At 29.5% G+C, this 19,734-nt stretch carries 16 protein-coding genes; 2 read left to right on the top strand and 14 right to left on the bottom strand.

What is annotated here, in order from left to right; genetic code table 11:
• Window positions 1-222: 222 nt before the first annotated feature.
• The 5 genes from J7M87_RS14495 to agaB (J7M87_RS14475) all read right to left on the bottom strand — a co-directional run bounded on the left by J7M87_RS14495 (window position 223) and on the right by agaB (J7M87_RS14475) (window position 6,860).
• Window positions 223-4,185, bottom strand: a complete 3,963-nt coding sequence (locus J7M87_RS14495; protein WP_291651897.1) for a discoidin domain-containing protein — start codon at window positions 4,183-4,185, stop codon at window positions 223-225.
• 111 nt (window positions 4,186-4,296) lie between these two features.
• The gene (gene agaD / locus J7M87_RS14490; protein WP_291651895.1) at window positions 4,297-5,097 is read right to left on the bottom strand and encodes a PTS galactosamine transporter subunit IID; all 801 of its coding nucleotides are present in this window, start codon (window positions 5,095-5,097) and stop codon (window positions 4,297-4,299) included.
• Window positions 5,084-5,878, bottom strand: a complete 795-nt coding sequence (gene agaC / locus J7M87_RS14485; protein ID WP_291651893.1) for a PTS galactosamine transporter subunit IIC — start codon at window positions 5,876-5,878, stop codon at window positions 5,084-5,086. The genes agaD and agaC overlap by 14 nt, the downstream gene beginning before the upstream one ends.
• Window positions 5,879-5,890: 12 nt before the next feature.
• The gene (agaB, locus tag J7M87_RS14480) at window positions 5,891-6,358 is read right to left on the bottom strand and encodes a PTS galactosamine transporter subunit IIB (protein WP_291651891.1); all 468 of its coding nucleotides are present in this window, start codon (window positions 6,356-6,358) and stop codon (window positions 5,891-5,893) included.
• A 28-nt stretch (window positions 6,359-6,386) separates the two neighbouring features.
• Complete coding sequence (gene agaB / locus J7M87_RS14475; protein WP_291651890.1) at window positions 6,387-6,860, bottom strand: PTS galactosamine transporter subunit IIB; 474 nt, start codon at window positions 6,858-6,860, stop codon at window positions 6,387-6,389.
• Window positions 6,861-7,096: 236 nt separating this feature from the next.
• Between agaB (J7M87_RS14475) and J7M87_RS14470 the strand changes: the two genes are divergently transcribed.
• Window positions 7,097-7,834, top strand: coding sequence for a GntR family transcriptional regulator (locus tag J7M87_RS14470; RefSeq protein ID WP_291651888.1), 738 nt, complete (start codon window positions 7,097-7,099; stop codon window positions 7,832-7,834).
• A gap of 48 nt (window positions 7,835-7,882) precedes the next feature.
• Here the strand turns inward: J7M87_RS14470 and J7M87_RS14465 are convergent, their stop codons facing one another.
• Genes J7M87_RS14465 through J7M87_RS14455 form a run of 3 tightly spaced genes read right to left on the bottom strand, consistent with a single transcriptional unit; the run spans window position 7,883 to window position 10,102 of the window.
• Window positions 7,883-8,605: an amino acid ABC transporter ATP-binding protein gene (locus J7M87_RS14465; RefSeq protein ID WP_291651886.1), complete on the bottom strand. Its 723-nt coding sequence runs from the start codon at window positions 8,603-8,605 to the stop codon at window positions 7,883-7,885.
• A complete protein-coding gene (locus tag J7M87_RS14460; protein WP_291651903.1) occupies window positions 8,592-9,239 on the bottom strand; it encodes an amino acid ABC transporter permease in 648 nt (215 codons plus the stop codon). The genes J7M87_RS14465 and J7M87_RS14460 overlap by 14 nt, the downstream gene beginning before the upstream one ends.
• A 50-nt stretch (window positions 9,240-9,289) precedes the next feature.
• Window positions 9,290-10,102, bottom strand: a complete 813-nt coding sequence (locus tag J7M87_RS14455; protein WP_291651884.1) for a transporter substrate-binding domain-containing protein — start codon at window positions 10,100-10,102, stop codon at window positions 9,290-9,292.
• A 547-nt stretch (window positions 10,103-10,649) separates the two neighbouring features.
• Here J7M87_RS14455 and J7M87_RS14450 point away from each other — a divergent pair.
• Window positions 10,650-11,627, top strand: coding sequence for an ATPase (locus J7M87_RS14450; RefSeq protein ID WP_365845738.1), 978 nt, complete (start codon window positions 10,650-10,652; stop codon window positions 11,625-11,627).
• A gap of 80 nt (window positions 11,628-11,707) precedes the next feature.
• Here J7M87_RS14450 and J7M87_RS14445 read toward each other — a convergent pair whose 3' ends face one another.
• From J7M87_RS14445 to J7M87_RS14420, 6 genes are all read right to left on the bottom strand, one after another.
• Complete coding sequence (locus tag J7M87_RS14445; RefSeq protein WP_291651880.1) at window positions 11,708-11,995, bottom strand: hypothetical protein; 288 nt, start codon at window positions 11,993-11,995, stop codon at window positions 11,708-11,710.
• Window positions 11,996-12,001: 6 nt separating this feature from the next.
• The gene (gene ligA, locus J7M87_RS14440) at window positions 12,002-14,050 is read right to left on the bottom strand and encodes an NAD-dependent DNA ligase LigA (protein ID WP_291651901.1); all 2,049 of its coding nucleotides are present in this window, start codon (window positions 14,048-14,050) and stop codon (window positions 12,002-12,004) included.
• 14 nt (window positions 14,051-14,064) lie between these two features.
• A complete protein-coding gene (pcrA, locus tag J7M87_RS14435) occupies window positions 14,065-16,290 on the bottom strand; it encodes a DNA helicase PcrA (protein WP_291651878.1) in 2,226 nt (741 codons plus the stop codon).
• Window positions 16,291-16,671: 381 nt separating this feature from the next.
• The gene (locus J7M87_RS14430) at window positions 16,672-17,493 is read right to left on the bottom strand and encodes a DUF5692 family protein (RefSeq protein ID WP_291651876.1); all 822 of its coding nucleotides are present in this window, start codon (window positions 17,491-17,493) and stop codon (window positions 16,672-16,674) included.
• 518 nt (window positions 17,494-18,011) lie between these two features.
• Window positions 18,012-18,728 (bottom strand): pseudouridine synthase, encoded by a 717-nt coding sequence (locus tag J7M87_RS14425; protein ID WP_291651874.1) that lies wholly within the window; start codon window positions 18,726-18,728, stop codon window positions 18,012-18,014.
• 198 nt (window positions 18,729-18,926) lie between these two features.
• Window positions 18,927-19,679, bottom strand: coding sequence for a lytic transglycosylase domain-containing protein (locus J7M87_RS14420; protein WP_291651872.1), 753 nt, complete (start codon window positions 19,677-19,679; stop codon window positions 18,927-18,929).
• Window positions 19,680-19,734: the final 55 nt, after the last annotated feature.

Here is a 19,734-nt window from a genome sequence, read left to right as displayed (position 1 = left end):
TTCCAATACTTAGAGTGATTATCTTTATTCATTAGAAAATTACCCCCATTTATCTTTTCTTTATTACGCCTATATATATTATATTTGATATCTATAGTAAAATAATAATTTTTTATAGTTCATATAAAAAAGTCGATTGCCCCTACTAGTCTTACTAAAGATAAAAGGAGTTAGAAAAAGTAACATTATACTATCTTCCTCACTCCTTTTATTAAATGTATATTATTGTGTTAAGCCTTCAATAAATCTATCATAGTTATTTTCAGTATAACCTATTTTCCATATTTGAGGATTCTGACTCACAGCTCCATACCAAACCTTTATCATATTTGTATCCTCATCGTACACAAAACAGCTTCTATATATCTCCATATCATCCCATTTACCAGATTCTCCTTTTGATAATATAGGGTTCTTATAAGTTGTCCAATTTACTCCATCACTTGATTTCGCATAATACAACTCTGTTTTATCACTACCTGTTCCATTTTTATATGCTGGATATATAGCCCAGTATTCATTTTTTGATGGTATATATTCTACATTTACATGCCATATTTGAGATCCATCTTGAGCTAATGTGTTTACAACTGTTGGATTAGACCAGTTTACTCCATCACTTGATTCCCTTAATTCAACTTTATTACTTTGATTGTTCCAGCCACTATTTCCTGCATTAACTGACCACATATAGTATTTATTATCTTTAAATATTATAGATGGTGATAAAGTACTATATTTTGCCCTATTATCATCAACTACCACTTGCTGAGAACTCCAATTTACTCCATCCTTTGATTTTATTAGTTTAACCCATCCTTTTGTTATATCATCTGATTCTACCCAGTACACCCACAACTCATCTGTTGCTTCATTATATATCATATCAACATCACAATTATGTCCTACTTGTGGCATTGGAGCTATAGGATTTGTAACACCTGCAGGCTCTCCCCAATTTATTCCATCATTAGATGCTAGTATTGAAGGATTTTCAGCAACTGAGCTACCTGTTCTATTTGGTGTCATTATCATCCAATATTTATATCCATTCCAGCCATTTTTGAAATATTTAACATCTGGATGGGTACTTTGATTTAATCCATCATAAGTTGGTATATTCAAATAAGTTTCAGCATTTTGTAATGGCTTTTCTATTTTGGATATCTCCCATCCAAATACCTTTAAGTCTGCTATTGTAGTAAATTGCTTATTATTAATTTCTGACAGTGCTTTAAGTTTTACATACCTAGCTTTTGTTTCATTGAATTTTACTATTTTTTCTGTAGAATTTGATTCGAAGGTTCCTTTCGATATAGGCTGTCCCCAGTTCACTCCATCTAAACTTAAATAAACTTCATAGTCCTTTATTGTACCATTTGTTCCTCCGTCTTGTCTTGGTAGATAATTAATTTGATTTATACTATATACTCCCCTTAAATCAATTTGAATCTCATGTGGCATTGGTGCAATGTTTCCGCCGCTATATTTTGTGTGCCAGATAGTATTATTATTGCCATCAAAAGCATTTGTAGCTCTTCCATTTTCACCTGCCGTTTCTTCACTATCTACATATTTTAGTGCCCAAGAATTTTGAGGAATTGCTTCGCTGCTTGCTTCTTTAAAAGTTGCATAAAAAGATACATCGCCTTTATAAGTATTATATCCTGTTCCAATAGGAAATGAATTTGGTAATACATCATAATTATATGGATTATTGTTAGCACTTTGTTTCATGGATGATGGATTAGTTTTTGTTTGTAGTACATCATTATCAGGTTGGAAAACTAACCAATATTGACCTGAAGGTAATGTAACAGGATTTACAACCTTCTTTGTATTCCAACTATTTTTAGTAGGAATGAACTCTTCTACGTAAGCCTTTTTACTACCAGGTTTCCCGTTATTATCATCATAAATAGCAATTTGTACTTTGCCATTTTCTGAATTATTTCCTATATAAATACTTAAACTATCTATTGTTGCTGTCTTTTCTAGTATAGTAGAAACAGCATTTAAATATTTAGAATTTCCACTATCTGTTGATGATAATATTGTATTATTTCCAACATCAAATGTAGTAACTTCTGCTGGTGTATCATCTGGTATTGCTCTAACTAATAAATTATCGCTAAAGCTTGTATTTATAGTAGCTGTTGGTCCCTTTACTCCTCTAGCAATAACCCTATTGTTAACATAATCCTCAATTCTATATGTGGTATTACTGTCTAATCCTTTTATTTCTATATTTCCTGAATAACTAGAATTATCTTTGTAGAATGAATAATACATATCAGCTCCTTTTCTTATAACATATGACTCTAATGGATCTATTCCGTATTTATATAAATTTCCTATAAATTCTCCCTTTGTTAATTCTAAATCCCTTGCAAGCCCAAAGTATTTGTTATATTGATCTCTATCTGAACTACTTAATGTTGTATGTTTAGTAATCATAACTGATCCTGTACCTAATGCTGATGGTAACCAAACTGAATTATGATCTGTTGTTACTGGAAAATCATCTCCAAATAGGGCTTTAAATGCTTTCACTCTTGTTCTAGTTTGTACTCTTGAAATTGGATCTGCTGTTGGTGCATGATTCACATATGGTGTTGAATAAAAGTCCTGAGGTGTTCCGCAATTACATAATTCTATAAAAGTATCTGGATTTATTGCCATAGACTGTTCGTATATAGCTTCATAAAATTTATATTGATTTTCTAATGTATCTGATAAACTTAAATGTTTATGAGAACTATCATAACATTTAGGTATTCCCCATACATAATCCTCTTTGAATCCATCAAATCCCCATTCTTCTAATGCTACAGTTACAAAATCTTTATGATGTTGAATTGCACCTTCTGAAGTTGGACATAATGCATATCCCGCTGTTCCTCCATTTCCACCTCCAGGGCCTGGTAACCTAACCATATTCCCTTGCGAATTCTTAATAAACCAATCTGGATGTTCAGCTACTAATTTGCTATTTATCCCTCCATCTACTGGTCTCCACCATAAAATAGCTGTCATTCCTCTTTTATGGATTTCATCTGTAAGATACTTCATATCTGTATTTCCATTTGGAAACTTTTGAGGACTTAGCTCCCAATCACCAGCATGAGTATACCATCCATCATCTAGCGTAATTTGTTTTATTCCCATCGCTTTAAGTTCATCTAATTTATTAACTATTTTTTCTATTGTAAAATCAAATTCGAATCCCCAACTTTCCCATCTAGAATCATATGCTATATCAGGTATTGAAGCTGGTGCAGATATTCCCTTATCTTTCATAACTTCTGAATAACTCTTTAAACCAGAATAATAATCACCATTTGTCGCAGTTATAACACTTGTGCCTATAACAGTTTCAGAACCTTTTTTCAAAGTTTGCCCATTCCACTCCATTCCTAATGAAACTGTATTATCTTTCCCTATAATAGGCAACTTAAATTCTCTTCTTGAAGTTGATGCATCACCTATTCCAATTCCTCCAACAGAGTTATAAACATAACTAAATGGAACTCCTACAGAATAATTGTTTTGTCCACTATTATGATTATATCCATTAGTAATATTAACTATAGTATTTGCTCCTTGTTGGTCTGCACATCCTCGATATGCAAGAAAAGGCCCTTGTCCTAAATTCATTGTATACTGATTTTCATTAAAACTGTCTACTAATAAGTCATTACTTTCTGCTTTATAACTTACTGTTGAATATATTGCTCCTGGATTGCTACTAGATGTTTCTAATACTACCTTTCTTATTAAATTGGAAGATGAACTTTTCGATATAATAGTAAGTCTATTTCCAACTCCTAATGTCGAGTTTATATTTTCTTCTAAATTTTTTGACATAATTACAAAATCTATTATCTTCTGTCCACCTATTATTGGATATCCTGAAAGATCTGCTGTCTCTAAAGAAGTAGTGGCTTTTGTTTTAACTCCATTTTCATCTACTAGATAAATACATGTAGCACCTCTATTGTCTACCTCTAAAGCAATTCCATTTCCATTCAAAAAAATATTTTCATTTGCCTTTGAAATATCAGTGTCTAATTTTTCAACACTAATATTATCAATTAAAGTATAAGCATTACTTGAAGTCCAATTTGAAAAAAATCCAAGACCACACATAGCTGTAATAAAAGTAGCTAAAGCTCTTTTTTTCATTTTTATTCCTCCCTCTAAATAATTTATAAAAATAAAGCTATTCTCAAAACTATCTTAGATATTTAAGAAACACTAAGAAGAATAAGAATAGCTTTAAATTAATTCGCTTAACTATAAAATTCCAAAGAATGAAAGCAATATAGCCATTATAAATGTTGAAAAAATAAGTACTACTGGGCTAATTTTCTTATTTTTTATTAAGAAATACATTAATAATGTATATCCTAATGGTAAAATATTAGGAAATATTTTATCAAAAAAGTCTGTTTGTAATGATACAGTTTTACTTTCATTAACAACTATACTGGTTAAAACATTTATTTTTACATAAGATGCTATTAATCCACCTATTACTGTTACTCCTAAAACAGTTGCTGCTTTGCCTATAACTTTTGAATTATGCTTTATTTTATCTATAGCTCTAACTCCTAAGTTATACCCCAAATGAGTCCAAGCAATTCTTAATATAAATACTATTAAATATACAGCAAAGAATATTATCGGTCCAAGCACGCTACCTTCCATTGCAAAAGAAGCACTTATTCCTGCAACTATTGGTAATAAAGTAAACCAAAATATTGCATCACCTATTCCTGCTAATGGTCCAAACAAAGCAACTTTTAATCCTTTAATAATACTTCTATCTTCATTGTTTTCTTCTAAAGATATAAGTAATCCCATCAAAAATCCAACTAAATTGGGATGTGTATTTATAAACTCAAGGTTATCATTCATTGCATCTGATATAGCTTTCTTATCGTTCTTATATATCTTCTTAATAAATGGTAGTTGTGCTATTGTAAATCCACCTGCTTGCATTCTCTCATAATTAAAACTCGCCTGTAAAAATGATGACATAAGACCAAGCTTAGTAATATCTTTTTTAGTTAATACTTTCTTAGATTCCTTCACCTAAATCATCTCCTTCATTATTTGACTTAACTATTAAGCTTTCCTTTTCCTTATCAAGATTATAAGTAAATAAAGCAAATGCAGCTCCTACTGCCGCTACTGGTAATAGGTTAGAGTATTGTATAAATGAAGCTACAACAAATCCTACCATTAGGAATGGTATATATTGCTTCTTTAACATTACCTTTAATAACATTCCAAATCCAACTGCTGGTAATATTCCTCCTGCTATTTCAAATCCATGAGTAAGCCAAGCTGGCATTGAATTTACTAAAGATTGCATAGCATCTTGCGCTACATATGCAGATAAAAATACTATCGCTCCATAAGTTAATGCTACTATTAAAGTAGTTAATATATTTAATCTAATTAATCCATTTATATCAGCATCATCTGCGTATTTATCTGCCTTATTCATAAAGAAAGAAAATGTTGAATAATAAAATAAAATTACATATTGCATTAAGAAACTAAATGGTAGTGCAAGTCCAATTGCTGTAGCTGCATCTTTTCCAGTAGTATATGCTATAACAGTTGTCATAACTCCTGCTAAAACTGGATTTGGTGGTTGTGTTCCCCCTGCTGGTGTTAACCCTGCAAAAGCTAATTCAGTAAGTCCTCCCGCTAATAATCCCAATTGTAAATCACCTAAAATAATTCCTGTTAGTGTGCATACTATTATAGGTCTAAAAATAAATAATCCTTCTAACCAAAAATCAATTCCTACTATAGTCGCCATTACTGCTAAAAGGATACCTTGAATTAAAGTAATACTTTGCATTATAAATCCTCCCTATTTTATACTTTCTTTAATATCACCAGGAACGTCTTGTATAAATACATTTATTCCCTTTGATTTTATAAATCTTAAATCTTCTAAATCTTTATCATCAACATATACCTTCTTACTAATTTGTCTCTTCCCCTTATCAAAATGCATATTTCCAACATTTACGTCTTTTATAGGAACTCCACCTTCTACTAATGCTCTTACTTCATTTGGGGTTCTACATACTATAAATATCTTTTGTGCAGAAGAAGCTTTATGAATTATATTTATTGTCTTTTCAATAGTGAAAAATCTTATTCCAGCCCCTGAAGATTCTGCTGTAATACTCATTAGTTGCTGTTGTAATGGATCCTTTGCACTTAAATCATCTGCTACAACAATTAAATTTGCTCCTAAAGAAGTAGTCCATGTTACTCCTACTTGTCCATGTACTAATCTATTATCTATCCTCACTAGTAATATATTTGGCATTAATAATTCCCCCTGTGTCTTTTTCATTTCATTTAATATACTCTTTAATATCTCCTGGAACATCTTGAATAAATATTTTTATTTTAGTACTCTTTATAGCATCTAAGTCTTCTAAATCTTTATCATTGACATATACTTTTTTACTTATCGCTTTTTTTCCTTTTACAAAATGTAAGTTTCCTATATTTAATTCTTCTATTGGAACACCTCCTTCTATTAATCTTCTTGCGTCTTCTAATGTTCTACAAACCAAAAATATCTTCTGTCTTTCACTTGCCTTTGGTATAGCTTTAATGGTCATGTCTATCGTAAAAAATCTTATACTTACTCCTGCTGTATTTGTTATTACTGTCATTAAATCTTGTTGAAATGTATCTTTAAAGATTTTATCATCAGCTACTATAACTAAGTTAACTCCTAATGATGTTGTCCATGTTAATCCCACTTGCCCATGAACCAATCTATTATCTACTCTTGTTAATACTATATTTGGTTTACTCACTTATCCCTTCCTCCTAACCCAAATCCATGTATTCATTTACATCAACTGTATGACTTAATTATATTTCTTCATTTATTATTTACAATACTTTTGAATAATTATGAACCACTTTCAGTAATTGTATTTAATTGGTATATATACCAGTCATATCAATTGTATCTAATCTTCTTATTTCATTTACATGCTAAGTTGGTATATAATTTTAATTAATAACTTTTGCCTTAAGGAGTGATTTTATGGCTGAGAAACCTCTTTATGTAGATATATCCGAAAAAATTCTTTCTAGTATAGAACAAAGTAATTTTAATGAGAACTCATCGCTCCCATCAGAGCGAGCCTTATGTGAACGCTATCACGTAAGCCGATCTACAATCCGTCAAGCTCTTAATCATTTAAAATTTAATGGATATATATATACAGTTCAAGGGAAGGGAACTTTTGTAAAACCAATAGTTTATGAACAGAACTTATTTAAATTTTATTCTTTTACAGATGAGCTAAGAAATAAAAATATAAATGTCAGTAACGTAGTGATTGGACATGAATTAGTTTCAATTAATGATATACTAGCTTCTAAACTAGAAAGGAAGTGTAATGAAATATTTCACAAGATAATTCGTTTGAGATTTGCCGACTCTTGTCCAATAATGATTGAAACACTTTATCTTCCGCAAAATAGGTTTTATCATATAGAAATTGGAAAAATAGAAAAAGAATCTATGACTTCATATCTTACTAAAAAGTATGATTTACAATTAGATAGAATTGTAGAAACCTTTAAGCCAGTACTACCAAGATATTGGCAGTGTGATTTATTAAAAATTTCTTCTAAGGATCCTTGTACAATGTTAGAGAGATTTTCATATGAAAACGATATACTTATTCAATATACAGTCTCCATTATAAGAGGAGATAAATATATATTTAAAACTGATCTATCCCGCAATTATTTAGGAAATAATCACTCATTATGAAAATAAAAACAGTCTTACAACATTGTAAAACTGTTTTTATTTTTATTATTATAATACTTTAGATAAGAAATCTATAGTTCTTGGATTTTTAGGATTTGTGAATATTTCTTCTGGAGTTCCTTGTTCCACTATATTTCCGCCATCCATAAATAATATTCTATCTCCAACTTCCTTTGCAAAACCCATTTCATGTGTTACTACAACCATAGTCATTCCTTCTTTAGCTAAGCTTTTCATAACACTTAAAACTTCTCCAACCATTTCTGGATCTAGAGCAGATGTTGGTTCATCAAATAACATAACACCCGGTTCCATAGCTAAGGCTCTTGCTATTGCTATTCTTTGTTTTTGTCCACCTGATAATGAGGCTGGATAAGCATTTTCCTTATCTAAAAGTCCTACTCTCTTTAATAATTCTTTTGCCTTTTCTTCAGCTTCAGATTTTGATTTCTTCTTTACATTCATAGGTGCTATTGTTATATTTTCTAATACCGTCTTATGAGGGAATAAATTAAATTGTTGGAACACCATTCCCATCTTTTCTCTTATTTTATTTATATCAATATTTTTATCTGTTATATTTTGTCCTTCAAATATTATTTCACCATGAGTTGGCTCTTCTAATAAATTTAAGCATCTTAAAAACGTACTTTTACCTGATCCTGAAGGCCCTATTACAACAACAACTTCACCTTTTTTTATATGATCATTAACGCCTTTTAAAACTTCATTTTCTCCAAAATATTTGTGTAAATTATTAACGTGAATCACTTGCCTTCATTCTCCTTTCTATATAATTCATAACTCTTCCAAGTGTAAATGTAATAACAAAGTAGAATACAGCTGCAACAATTAAAGGTTCAAATGCTCTAAAAGTTTTTCCTGTAATAACTTTTGCACTATACATAATTTCTCCAACACCTATAACAGATGCCATTGAAGATTCCTTTATTACTGTAACAAACTCATTACCTATAGCAGGTAAAATATTTTTAGTTGCTTGTGGGATTATTATAAGCTTCATAGCCATAAATTGATTCATCCCTAGACTTCTTGCAGCTTCTAATTGCCCCTTATCTACAGCATCTATACCTGCTCTTATAATTTCAGAAACATATGCCGCTGAATTTAAGGAAACTGCTATTATACCAGCTGGTAGAGGATCCATATTTATATTTAATAATTGATCGAATCCATAATAAACCAACATAATTTGTAGTAACATTGGTGTTCCTCTAATAATTTCTATATATGCTGTTGCTACTATATTTAAAGGCTTTACCTTTCCAATTTTAAATTTCGATCTTTTCATGATTGTTAATAATGCACCAAATATAACTCCAAATAAAACACTTAAAAGTGATATTAATATAGTCCATTTAATACCAGTATAGAAATACTTCATATTTCCAGCTAATACACTAAAATCTAATGACAAAGCTTACACTCCCCTTACTAATTTTGCTTTTCTGCTAATTTATTTGCTTCGATAATAAACTGATCCAATAAATTTTCTTCTTTAATTCTATTAATTGTTGAATTTATTTGTTCAACTAAAGCTTCTTGATTCTTTTGAATTCCAACTGCTGATCCACCTTCAGCATCTTTAACTTTTTCTTCTGCTATTATAAGTTCTGGATTATTTTTAACTATCATTTCTGCAACTGGTAACTCTACTACTAAAGCTTCAATTTTTCCACCTTTTAAAGCAAGCACTAAATCATTAACATTTGAAAGTAATTGAAGATCTGCTTCTGGAATTTTTTCTTCTGCAATTTCTGCTTGAATAGCACCCATTTGTGCTCCTACTTTTTGTCCTTTTAAATCTTCAAAAGTTTTATACTTATCTTTATCTTCTGCTCTTACTAACATCCCGTGTTCAGCTACATAATATATCTCTGAAAAATCTATTGCTTTTTTTCTTTCTTCATCCGGTGTCATTCCTGATATAGCTAAATCAATCTTGCCAGAAGAAACTCCAGCTACTAAATTTTCAAAATTCATATCTTGTAGTTCTAATTCTACTCCAAGGTCTTTTGCTATTTCTTTTGCTATATCAACATCAAATCCAACTATTTGATCTTGTCCATTTTCATCTAAAATATGAAATTCATATGGTGCATAATCAGCACTTAAACCTACTACTAATTTTCCAGATTCTTTTATTGTTGATAGCTTATCCTTTTTTGCTCCGCAGCTTATTAAACCTAATCCCATAACCCCAACAATTGTTACAGCTAATATCTTCTTTATAATTCCTTTTTTCATTATTAAATCCCCCTCTTTATGATTAAATATACATTTTCTTTTTCAATTACGATAGTATAATTATACACCTATTGTTCATTTTTATTCAATACCTTTTTTATATTTTTTTGATATTTTTTATTTTTTATAGTATTTTAATAAAAACATTAGAAAAACAGGCATATTTCACTTATAAAAAGAATATTTAATAATATTTTTTGTCTTTTTATTCACCAAAACTTTATGCATAATTAAAAGTTGTCAGCTAATTATTATACACAATATGTATAGTTAGCATAGTTAATACTAGAATAATATTATCAATTAATTATGGTTTACTTATCTCTACTCTTTATTGCAACTCAAATAAAACTTAATTATGATGTTTCACTTTTCCTTTAAATACATATATTGTTATTAAAGCTTAAATGAAAAACAATTTTTAGGAGTGATATAGTTGACACATTCAAAAGAAAGACATCTCTTTCCTGGGGGAAACACTCACAAAGGATTTTATTCTTTTTATAAGTATATTCTCACACAGGAAGATGCAAATAGGATTATCTGTATGAAAGGTGGTCCTGGTACAGGAAAATCTTCCTTAATGAAAAAAGTGAGTACTCATTTTAAGGATAAAGGATATACAATAGAATATCATCACTGCTCTTCTGACAGTAACTCTCTAGATGCTATTGTTATAAAAGAACTCGGATTAGCTATCCTTGATGGAACTTCTCCTCATATGGTTGATCCAATTCATCCAGGTGCTGTTGATGAAATTCTTAATATGGGGATTGCCCTTAACACTGATGTTCTTTCTTTACAAAAGAGAGAAATTATTGATGTTCGTAAGAATATTAGCAACAACTTTCAAAGAGCTTATAGATTTCTATTTTCAGCAAAATCTATTCATGATGATTGGAGTAAATTAAACTCCAAAGCTTTAGATTATAGTAAAATAGTGACTATAACTGAGAGCTTGAAAGAAGAAATATTTATTAAGCAAAAAGCTGGCTTTGGTGATGCAAGACATTTATTTGCAACAGCTTTTACACCTAGTGGAATAATCACCTTTGCTAACGAACTTACATCTGATCTAAAGCATAAGTTTGTATTAAAAGGCGGACCTGGATTTAGCAAAACTACTATTTTAACAGAAATAGGTAAACTTGCTCAAAAAAAAGGCTACTTCGTGGAATACCTGCATGATCCTTTTATTCCTGAAAGACTAGAGCATATTATTATACCTGAGATTTCTACATGTGTATTAACAGAAAATGAAATTAGTCAAACCTCTTTCAATGGAAAGGTATATAATATTGAGGATTATTGTGATAAATCTGTACTTTCAAGTAATAAAGAAGATGTAGATTATGATAAAAAAGTCTTTTATGAATTAACTAATAAGGCTTTATACTTTATTTCTGAAGCACATAGACTTCATGATGACTTAGAAGCTTATTATATAAATGCAATAGATTTTAAAATGTTAGATAAAATCTATGATGAAGTAATTGAAAAATTTGAAAAATATATCCCTCAATAATAATTATTATTATTATGAAAAAAGAAGGAGTAGCAACCTATAATGCTACTCCTTCTCCTAATTATTTTATCTAACAAACTTTATTTTACTGCATTAGTTACAAAAAATAAACTTATAATTGAAATTATTATACCTATTGATGTATATATATACCTTTCTCTTCCTTTTCTATAAAGAAAAAATCTTATTGCCCATAATATCATAGTTACAAATATACCAATCTGCAACAAAAGATATGAATTAAATATAGGCATATTATTTATGAAATGATATGTTGTTAAGAATGTAAGGACAATAATTATACTTGTCGATATTGCAGCTAAGGTGCATATTATCGTAAAAATATCCTTAACTCTAAATTTATCCATTTCTTTTTACTCCTTTATTATTTCCTCAAACTCCTCTTCATTTAAGACCTTTACTCCAAGTTCAATAGCTTTGTCTAACTTTGATCCGGCTTCTTCTCCAGCTATTACAAAGTCAGTTTTTTTACTTACACTTCCTGAAACCTTCGCACCTAACAGCTCTAGTTTAGCTTTTATTTCACCTCTAGAATAATTTTGTAATGTTCCTGTTACAACAACTGTCTTTCCTTCAAAAGGACTTGAGATTATTTGTTTTTCTTCAAACTTAGGACTAACTCCAAGTTCTAAAAGCTCATTTATTGTATTTACTGCTTTTTCTTCCTTGAAGAACTCTAATACGCATTTAGCTACTATGCCGCCTACGTCTTGTACTGATACTAAATCATCAAAACTAGCATTTTTTAAACCTTCTAAAGACTTAAATTTATTTACTAAATCTTTAGCAGTTTTAACTCCAACATTAGGAATCCCTAATGAATATATAAATCTATATAGTTCACAATCCTTACTCTTTTCAACTGCATCTAATAAATTTTGTGCCTTCTTTGGTCCAAATTTATCTAACTTAAGCAACTCTTCCTTTTCTAGCTTATATAAATCTGCTATAGATTTAATGTCTAATTTCTCAAATAACTGTTCAGCTGTTTTTTCAGAAAATCCTTCAATATTCATAGCATCTCTTGATGCATAGTGAACAATAGTTTTAACCATTTGTGGTTTACATGAAAGTGTATTTTCACAGAAATAATGAACTCCATTTTGTAAAAGGTGTGCTCCACAAGCTGGACAAACTTCTGGAACATTTATTTCTTCTGTCCCTTCTAATGATTCAGTTACTACTCCCATTATTTCTGGAATAACATCATTGGATCTTCTTACAAATACTTCTGCTCCTATTCTTACACCTTTTCTTCTTATATCATCTATGTTATTTAAAGTTGCTCTTTTTACAGTTACTCCTGCTAAATCTATAGGATCTAATATAGCTGTAGGCCCTATTCTTCCACTTCTACCAACATTCCATTCTACATCAATTAGTTTTGTTGTAGCTTCCTGAGCTTCAAACTTATATGCTATTGCCCACTTTGGAAATTTGACTGTATATCCCATTAATTCTCTAGTTCTTATATCATCAATTGCAATAACAACTCCATCAATATCATAATTCAAATCAAATCTGATATCTTTAATATAATCAATCTCTTTTTCTATTTCTTCAATAGTTGTGCAATATCTTATATAATCATCCATTGGAAGCCCTTTATCTTTTATGAACTTTAACATTTCCTCATAAGTCTTAAACCCTTCGCCTTCTTTATATCCTACATCATAGAAAAATGCTGATAGGTTTCTTTTAGCTGTTTCTTTTAGATTTAAATTTCTTAAGGCTCCGGCAGCACCATTTCTTAAATTTTTAAGTGGTACATCTGCATTTTTATTGTAGTTTTCAAAAGCCTCTGTAGTCATTATAGCTTCACCATGAACTTCAAATAAATCATCGTTATTTATCTTTAATGGTATTGATTTTATAGTTTTAACTTGAGCTGAAACCTCTTCTCCTACTTCTCCATTTCCTCTTGTAGCAGCATATGCTAATATTCCATTTTCATCATAAGTTAAATTAACAGTTAATCCATCAAACTTTTTAGTTAATACATATCTAGGATCTGGTAAGTCTTCTCCTCTTGAATTCATCTCTCTAATAAATTTAAGATTTCTATTATGCCAATCTTTTAACTCTTCTAGACTTTGAGCTTTATCTAAACTCCATAATCTTGCCTTATGAGTATATTTATTAAATCCTTCTAATATCCTATCCCCAACTCTTAAAGTAGGTGAGTAAGGAAGAACATAACTTGTTTCCTCTTCTAATTTTTTAAGTTCATCATATTTTTTGTCATAATCCTTATCAGAAACCGAAGGATTATCTAATGAATAATATTCATATGCATATCTATTTAATTCATTTACTAGCTCTTCTATTCGCTGTTTTTTATCCAAATAAAACACCTCATTGTATAATTGATAATTGACAATGGATAATTTATAATTATCCATTGTCAATTGAATATTTACATTAGTTCCAAGTTTGCTAATGAAAGCATCAATATTTTTATGCCTTGGTTATCAAAGGCTATTGTAAGTTTTTTGTCATTTCCTGAATCAGCTATTGATACTACTGTTCCAACGCCAAACTTACTGTGCTTTACTTTTCTTCCTACTGTTACATCATCACTCGATGCTGATGATTGTATATTTTGAGACTTCGGCTTTTGCATTTGCATTGAGTTTCCTCTTAAGCTATGCGGATTACTAAATCTATTTTCTCTTGGGAACATTGTAGCTCTTGCACCTTGTGCTGAGCTGTTTCCTGAAACATATTCCTTTAAATCACCTTTTATTTCAGCTATGAAATCTGATTGTGGATATGCAACAGTTCTACCAAATTGTCTCCTAACTTCTGCAGAAGTCATAAATAATTGCTCTTTTGCTCTAGTTATACCAACATAACATAGTCTTCTTGACTCTTCCATTTCAGCATCACTTTCAAATGAAGCATTACCTGGGAAGATTCCATTTTCCATACCAACCATAAATACTACTGGGAACTCTAATCCCTTAGCACTATGAACAGTCATTAGAACTATAGTATCTTCTTCTTCCTCTAGCTTATCTGTATCTTGAACTAATGATACTTTTTCTAAATAAGCTGAAAGACTTTTATCTTCACTACTTCTTTCAAAATCAACAGCATCTGAAACTAATTCCTTTAAGTTTTCTATTCTACTCTTGTCTTCTATTTCTTTTGATTTTTCAAGTTCTGATATATAACCTGTGTCCTTTAATATAGTTTCTATTAATGTTGATACAGGCATTATTTCGCTCATTTCCATGAACTTATTCATCATTTCCATGAATATTTCTATTCCGCCACAATTTCTTGCTGTAAGGGTTGGAATATTTCTTACTGTGCTTAATGCATCCCATAAAGGTAATTCATAATCATCTGCAAAATCAACTACTTTATTTACAGTTGCATCTCCAATACCTCTCTTTGGAACATTTATAATCCTTCTTAAGCTTATACTATCAGTTGGGTTAACTAATACTTTTAAGTATGAAATCATATCTTTAATTTCTTTTCTATCATAGAATCTTGTTCCACCTAAAATTTTATAAGGAATAGCTTTTCTTCTTAAGCTTTCTTCAAATATACGTGATTGAGCATTAGTTCTATAAAGAATTGCAAAATCTTTGTAGCTTTTGTTTTCTTCTTCTTTTATTTTATTTATTTGAGTTGCAACAAAATCGCCTTCATCACTATCTGAATAAGCTCTATAAACTTTTATTTTATTTCCAGATTCTTGTTCTGTTCTTAAAACCTTACTTTTTCTATTTGCATTATTTACAATTACAACATTAGCAGCATCTAATATATTTCCTTTTGAACGATAATTTTGCTCAAGCTTTATAACTTTTGCATCTGGATAATCTTTTTCAAAGTCTAATATATTTCTTATATCTGCGCCCCTCCATTGGTAGATGCACTGATCATCATCTCCCACCACGCATACATTTTTGTATTTTTCTGCTAAAAGTCTAATTAATTCATATTGAACTTTATTAGTATCTTGATACTCATCTACCATAATGTATTGGAATTTTCTTTGATAGAATTCCAAGGTTTCTTTATCTTGTTTAAATAGCTCTACAGTTTTAAATATTAAATCATCAAAGTCTAAGGCATTGTTTTCCTTTAATCTCTTTTGATACATTTCATAAGCATCCGCTATTTTCTTTTCTCTAAAATTACTTTCATGCTCTCTCATAAAACTTGCAGGGCTTTGCATATTATCCTTAGCCTTACCTATTTTACTCATTATCTCTTGTTCAGTTATATCTTTATCATTTATATTTAAAGCTTTCATACACTCTTTTATAAGTGTCTTTTGATCTGAAGTATCATATATTGTAAAGCTCTTCTTATATCCCAGCTTTTCTATTTCTCTTCTAAGTATTCTTACACAAGTTGAGTGAAATGTAGATATCCACATATCCTCTGCTCTTTCACCTATTAAAGCTTTAACTCTATCCTTCATTTCCTTTGCAGCTTTATTAGTGAAAGTAATAGCTAATATTTTATATGGTAAAATTCCTAAATCGTCTATCATATGAGCCATTCTATGAGTCAAAACTCTGGTTTTACCTGAACCAGCTCCTGCTAATATTAATACTTGACCTTCTATAGTAGTAGCCCCTTCATATTGTTCTTTGTTAAGTAATGACTTTAAATCCATCCGTACAGACTCCTTTCCTATTACTAACATATTATAACATACATATCTTTTATATTGTTGCCTAAAAGAATTAATTAGATTATAGTAATTTAAAAAATATATAAGTAGATATATATAAATTTACTTTTCCCCCACTTTGATTCAAATCAACGTAGCCTTATATATGTCTACTTGAAGAAAAAATAAAATATAAAACTAACAAATTTTTAAAACATATAAGTACTAAAGGCATTAAATAGATGTACATTAAAAATTTATTATTTTTATTTATATAAACAAAATAGATATACTATTTTAGAATTCTAGTATATCTATTTTCACACTTATTTCAACTTAATTTTTATTAATTTAAACATAAATTAATAACAGAATATAGAAATTTTAAGAAATTAAAGTATTTAGGTTTTGATTTTTTTCATTACTTAATTTCTTAAACCACCATATTGTATATATTATACCAAATGCTAAATTGAACATTCCTATTATAGGCATTATACTTTCATTTCTCCAAGCATCTGATCCCATTATTGGGGCAAATATATCTCCAAAGGTAGCCCTTATAAAAATATGAATTGCTAATGTATAAACTCTAGCATGTAACCATAAATCTGACCTTTTTCTAATTAAAGAATAAATTTCTGGTACTATTAATATACATATTGAGCTTGCAAAATATCCAGTATTTTCGGCATAAACAAATCCTGCATTCCATGTAGTATAAAATAAACACCACATTAGTGGAATATCACAAATCAACTCTGCCCAGCCTTCCTTAGATCCAAACTTCCAATATTTTGGTGGAAGTGGTATTGTTATTGCGCATAATATTCCAGCAGCAAAGTTTAAATAATTTCCTAAAGTAAGGTCTTTTATAGAAGCTTCCAATATGTTTAAGAAAAGAACAACATATAATACCCAAAACACCCAGTTTTTCTTTAAAACTTCTATACCTTTCCCTTTATACTTGTTGCTCATTCTACAAATGTTTACAAAACACGTTGGAATGACAACTAATAACACTTTACCAAGCCTAAACCAATTATCTCCAAAAGTTTTAAACCATAATGGAAATGTAAATATAGCTAAAACACCTATAACAGTAGTTGTTTTAAGGTACTTTCTAGCTAATTCAACTAATAAATATAAAATAGCAATATAAGCTGTCATTGAAAGCAAATATTGCCACCATGGTATAATGTTCATTATGACTCCCCCTAAAATTTATTGTGTAAATATTTTACCTGTTATAATTTTACACTTTTGTAGTATAATCGTCAATCCTTCAATATTTCTACTATTTGATTTAAAATTATTCATTTATTTCTATAAATAAATCTTTTCTTGCAAGTAATTGTATTATTACCTACACTTAATGAAATATTTATTAAAAAGTTTTTTTAAGATTTATATATAGTAGCAAAATTGAATCAAAGTATATCAAATTAATATAATAATTGAAATTGTTTTCTTTTATTCAATTTATAAATTAAATATCTAGTAAACATTTACATTTGTTTTTAAACAAACAAAAAACGCAACCCTTGGGGCCAGGTTGCGCTTTAGCAATAAGCAATAAATAAAAAGGGGGCTATTTATTCCTTTTATTTATCCTTGCAAAAATATTATAGTCCATCTTTTTATAAAATGCAAGATATTTTGAAAATATTATTGTAAAGTTTATACTTTATGAATGATAACCCTTCATTTTATTCAAACATTCGTTAAAAGCCTTTTAAAATTCTAACTTCTTCTTCAGTTAATTCTCTATATTCGCCCTCTTCTAAGTCTTCATCTAGTTGTAAGGTTCCAAATTCAACTCTTTTTAAATAAACTACCTTTTTATCAACAGCTTCAAACATTCTCTTTACTTGATGGAATTTTCCTTCTTGAATAGTAATCCTAACTTCTGATCCACTATCTGAAGCCTCTAAGATTTCTAGTTTAGCTTCTTTGCATGTGTACCCATCATCTAAAGTAATTCCACTTTTAAATTTCTTAATATCTTCTTCTGTAACCTTCTTATCTATTTTCGCATAATAAACTTTATCAACTTTCCACTTTGGAGATATTAATCTATGATTTAATTCTCCATCGTTAGTTAATAATAATAATCCGACTGTATCCTTATCTAATCTTCCTACAGGAAATGGTTCAAATACTTGATGTTCAATTTCCAATAAATCAATAACAGTTTCATCTCTATTATCATGAGTTGCAGATATAACCCCATCTGGTTTATTCATCATTAAATATATGTATTTTCTATAAAATATTTCTTCTCCATTTACATAAATCTTATCAACCTCTGGATCAATTTGCATACCATTATCCTTTGCAACTTCACCATTTACCTCAACAAGCCCTTTTCTAACTGCCTGCTTAATTTCTTTTCTAGTTCCATACCCTAAATTAGATAAAACCTTATCTAGCCTTTCCATCAAAGCACCTTCCTTCTTGATATTATGTTGAGCCTTTACCCACTATTTTATTACTTAAAGCAAAAATAAACAAGGAAAAGGAATGAAAGAATAAAAAATAGTGGATATAACTCTTGTAAAATTATATCCACTTTCATTTTTTAATTCTTTCATTAAAATTCAGCTTGCCTTAATTTTCCCCATAATTTTTACCATTCACTAATCTTGCTTATTGCTATAATATCTATAATTTTCTAATATCTTGGGAACATAATTTTGAGTTTCTTCTGGCATCTTGTATAAATCACTAGGTGACCTTACTCCTCTTCTTTCCATTGTTCCTGGACCTCCGTTGTATGCCATAAGTGCCATCTCTAAATCTTCATCAAACATATTTAAATAATCCTTAATATGTTTAACTCCTGCCTCTATATTTTGATCAACATCAAATGGATTAGTCACTCCATATGCTTCTGAATTAAAATCCATTAATTGCATTAATCCCTTTGCTCCCGCTGATGATACTGCATTAGGATTAAAATTAGATTCTTGTTTTATTATAGCAAGTATCAAGTTTCTATCTACGCCGTATTTTTGTGAATATTTATCAACAGTAGAATAAATCTTTTCCACATCACTTGAAGAATCTTCATTGATTTCTACTATATTAGATTCATTAGAATTTATGTTAATAGTTGTACTTCTTTTTACTGTATCATCTAATATTAATTCACCTGTTTGTATAGGTTCTTTTCTCATTCTAAGTGGTATTTGTTCAAGCCTTTGTCCAGCTCCAGTAGTCACATAAGTATTAGAATTTTCTTCACTATTATTATTTGAAGAGTTTACTTCATTATTCTTTAATAGTGCTTCATATACTATATCAAATTCAGGCCTATCTCCCATTGCCTTTTTTAATACTTCCTTACTAACCATACTTCCCATAAAATCTTCTACCTTAGGAATATCCACTACTTTCGCCCTCCGAAATTACACTTTTGATAATATTATCGGATAAAAATATATT

It is taken from the genome of Clostridium sp., assembly GCF_017888565.1.
Lineage (GTDB): Bacteria > Bacillota > Clostridia > Clostridiales > Clostridiaceae > Clostridium.
The sequence above is the reverse complement of the archived record's forward strand: the minus strand, read 5'-3'. Positions and strand labels throughout refer to the sequence as shown.

Excerpts from the sequence above, each read along its gene's own strand:
- J7M87_RS14495 (WP_291651897.1), bottom strand. The coding sequence starts at position 4,185 with ATGAAAAAAAGAGCTTTAGCTACTTTTATTACAGCTATGTGTGGTCTT.
- agaC (WP_291651893.1), bottom strand. The coding sequence starts at position 5,878 with ATGCAAAGTATTACTTTAATTCAAGGTATCCTTTTAGCAGTAATGGCG.
- agaB (WP_291651891.1), bottom strand. The coding sequence starts at position 6,358 with ATGCCAAATATATTACTAGTGAGGATAGATAATAGATTAGTACATGGA.
- J7M87_RS14470 (WP_291651888.1), top strand. The coding sequence starts at position 7,097 with ATGGCTGAGAAACCTCTTTATGTAGATATATCCGAAAAAATTCTTTCT.
- J7M87_RS14460 (WP_291651903.1), bottom strand. The coding sequence starts at position 9,239 with ATGAAGTATTTCTATACTGGTATTAAATGGACTATATTAATATCACTT.
- J7M87_RS14455 (WP_291651884.1), bottom strand. The coding sequence starts at position 10,102 with ATGAAAAAAGGAATTATAAAGAAGATATTAGCTGTAACAATTGTTGGG.
- J7M87_RS14450 (WP_365845738.1), top strand. The coding sequence starts at position 10,650 with ATGAAAGGTGGTCCTGGTACAGGAAAATCTTCCTTAATGAAAAAAGTG.
- J7M87_RS14445 (WP_291651880.1), bottom strand. The coding sequence starts at position 11,995 with ATGGATAAATTTAGAGTTAAGGATATTTTTACGATAATATGCACCTTA.
- ligA (WP_291651901.1), bottom strand. The coding sequence starts at position 14,050 with ATGGATAATTATAAATTATCCATTGTCAATTATCAATTATACAATGAG.
- pcrA (WP_291651878.1), bottom strand. The coding sequence starts at position 16,290 with ATGGATTTAAAGTCATTACTTAACAAAGAACAATATGAAGGGGCTACT.
- J7M87_RS14430 (WP_291651876.1), bottom strand. The coding sequence starts at position 17,493 with ATGAACATTATACCATGGTGGCAATATTTGCTTTCAATGACAGCTTAT.
- J7M87_RS14425 (WP_291651874.1), bottom strand. The coding sequence starts at position 18,728 with ATGGAAAGGCTAGATAAGGTTTTATCTAATTTAGGGTATGGAACTAGA.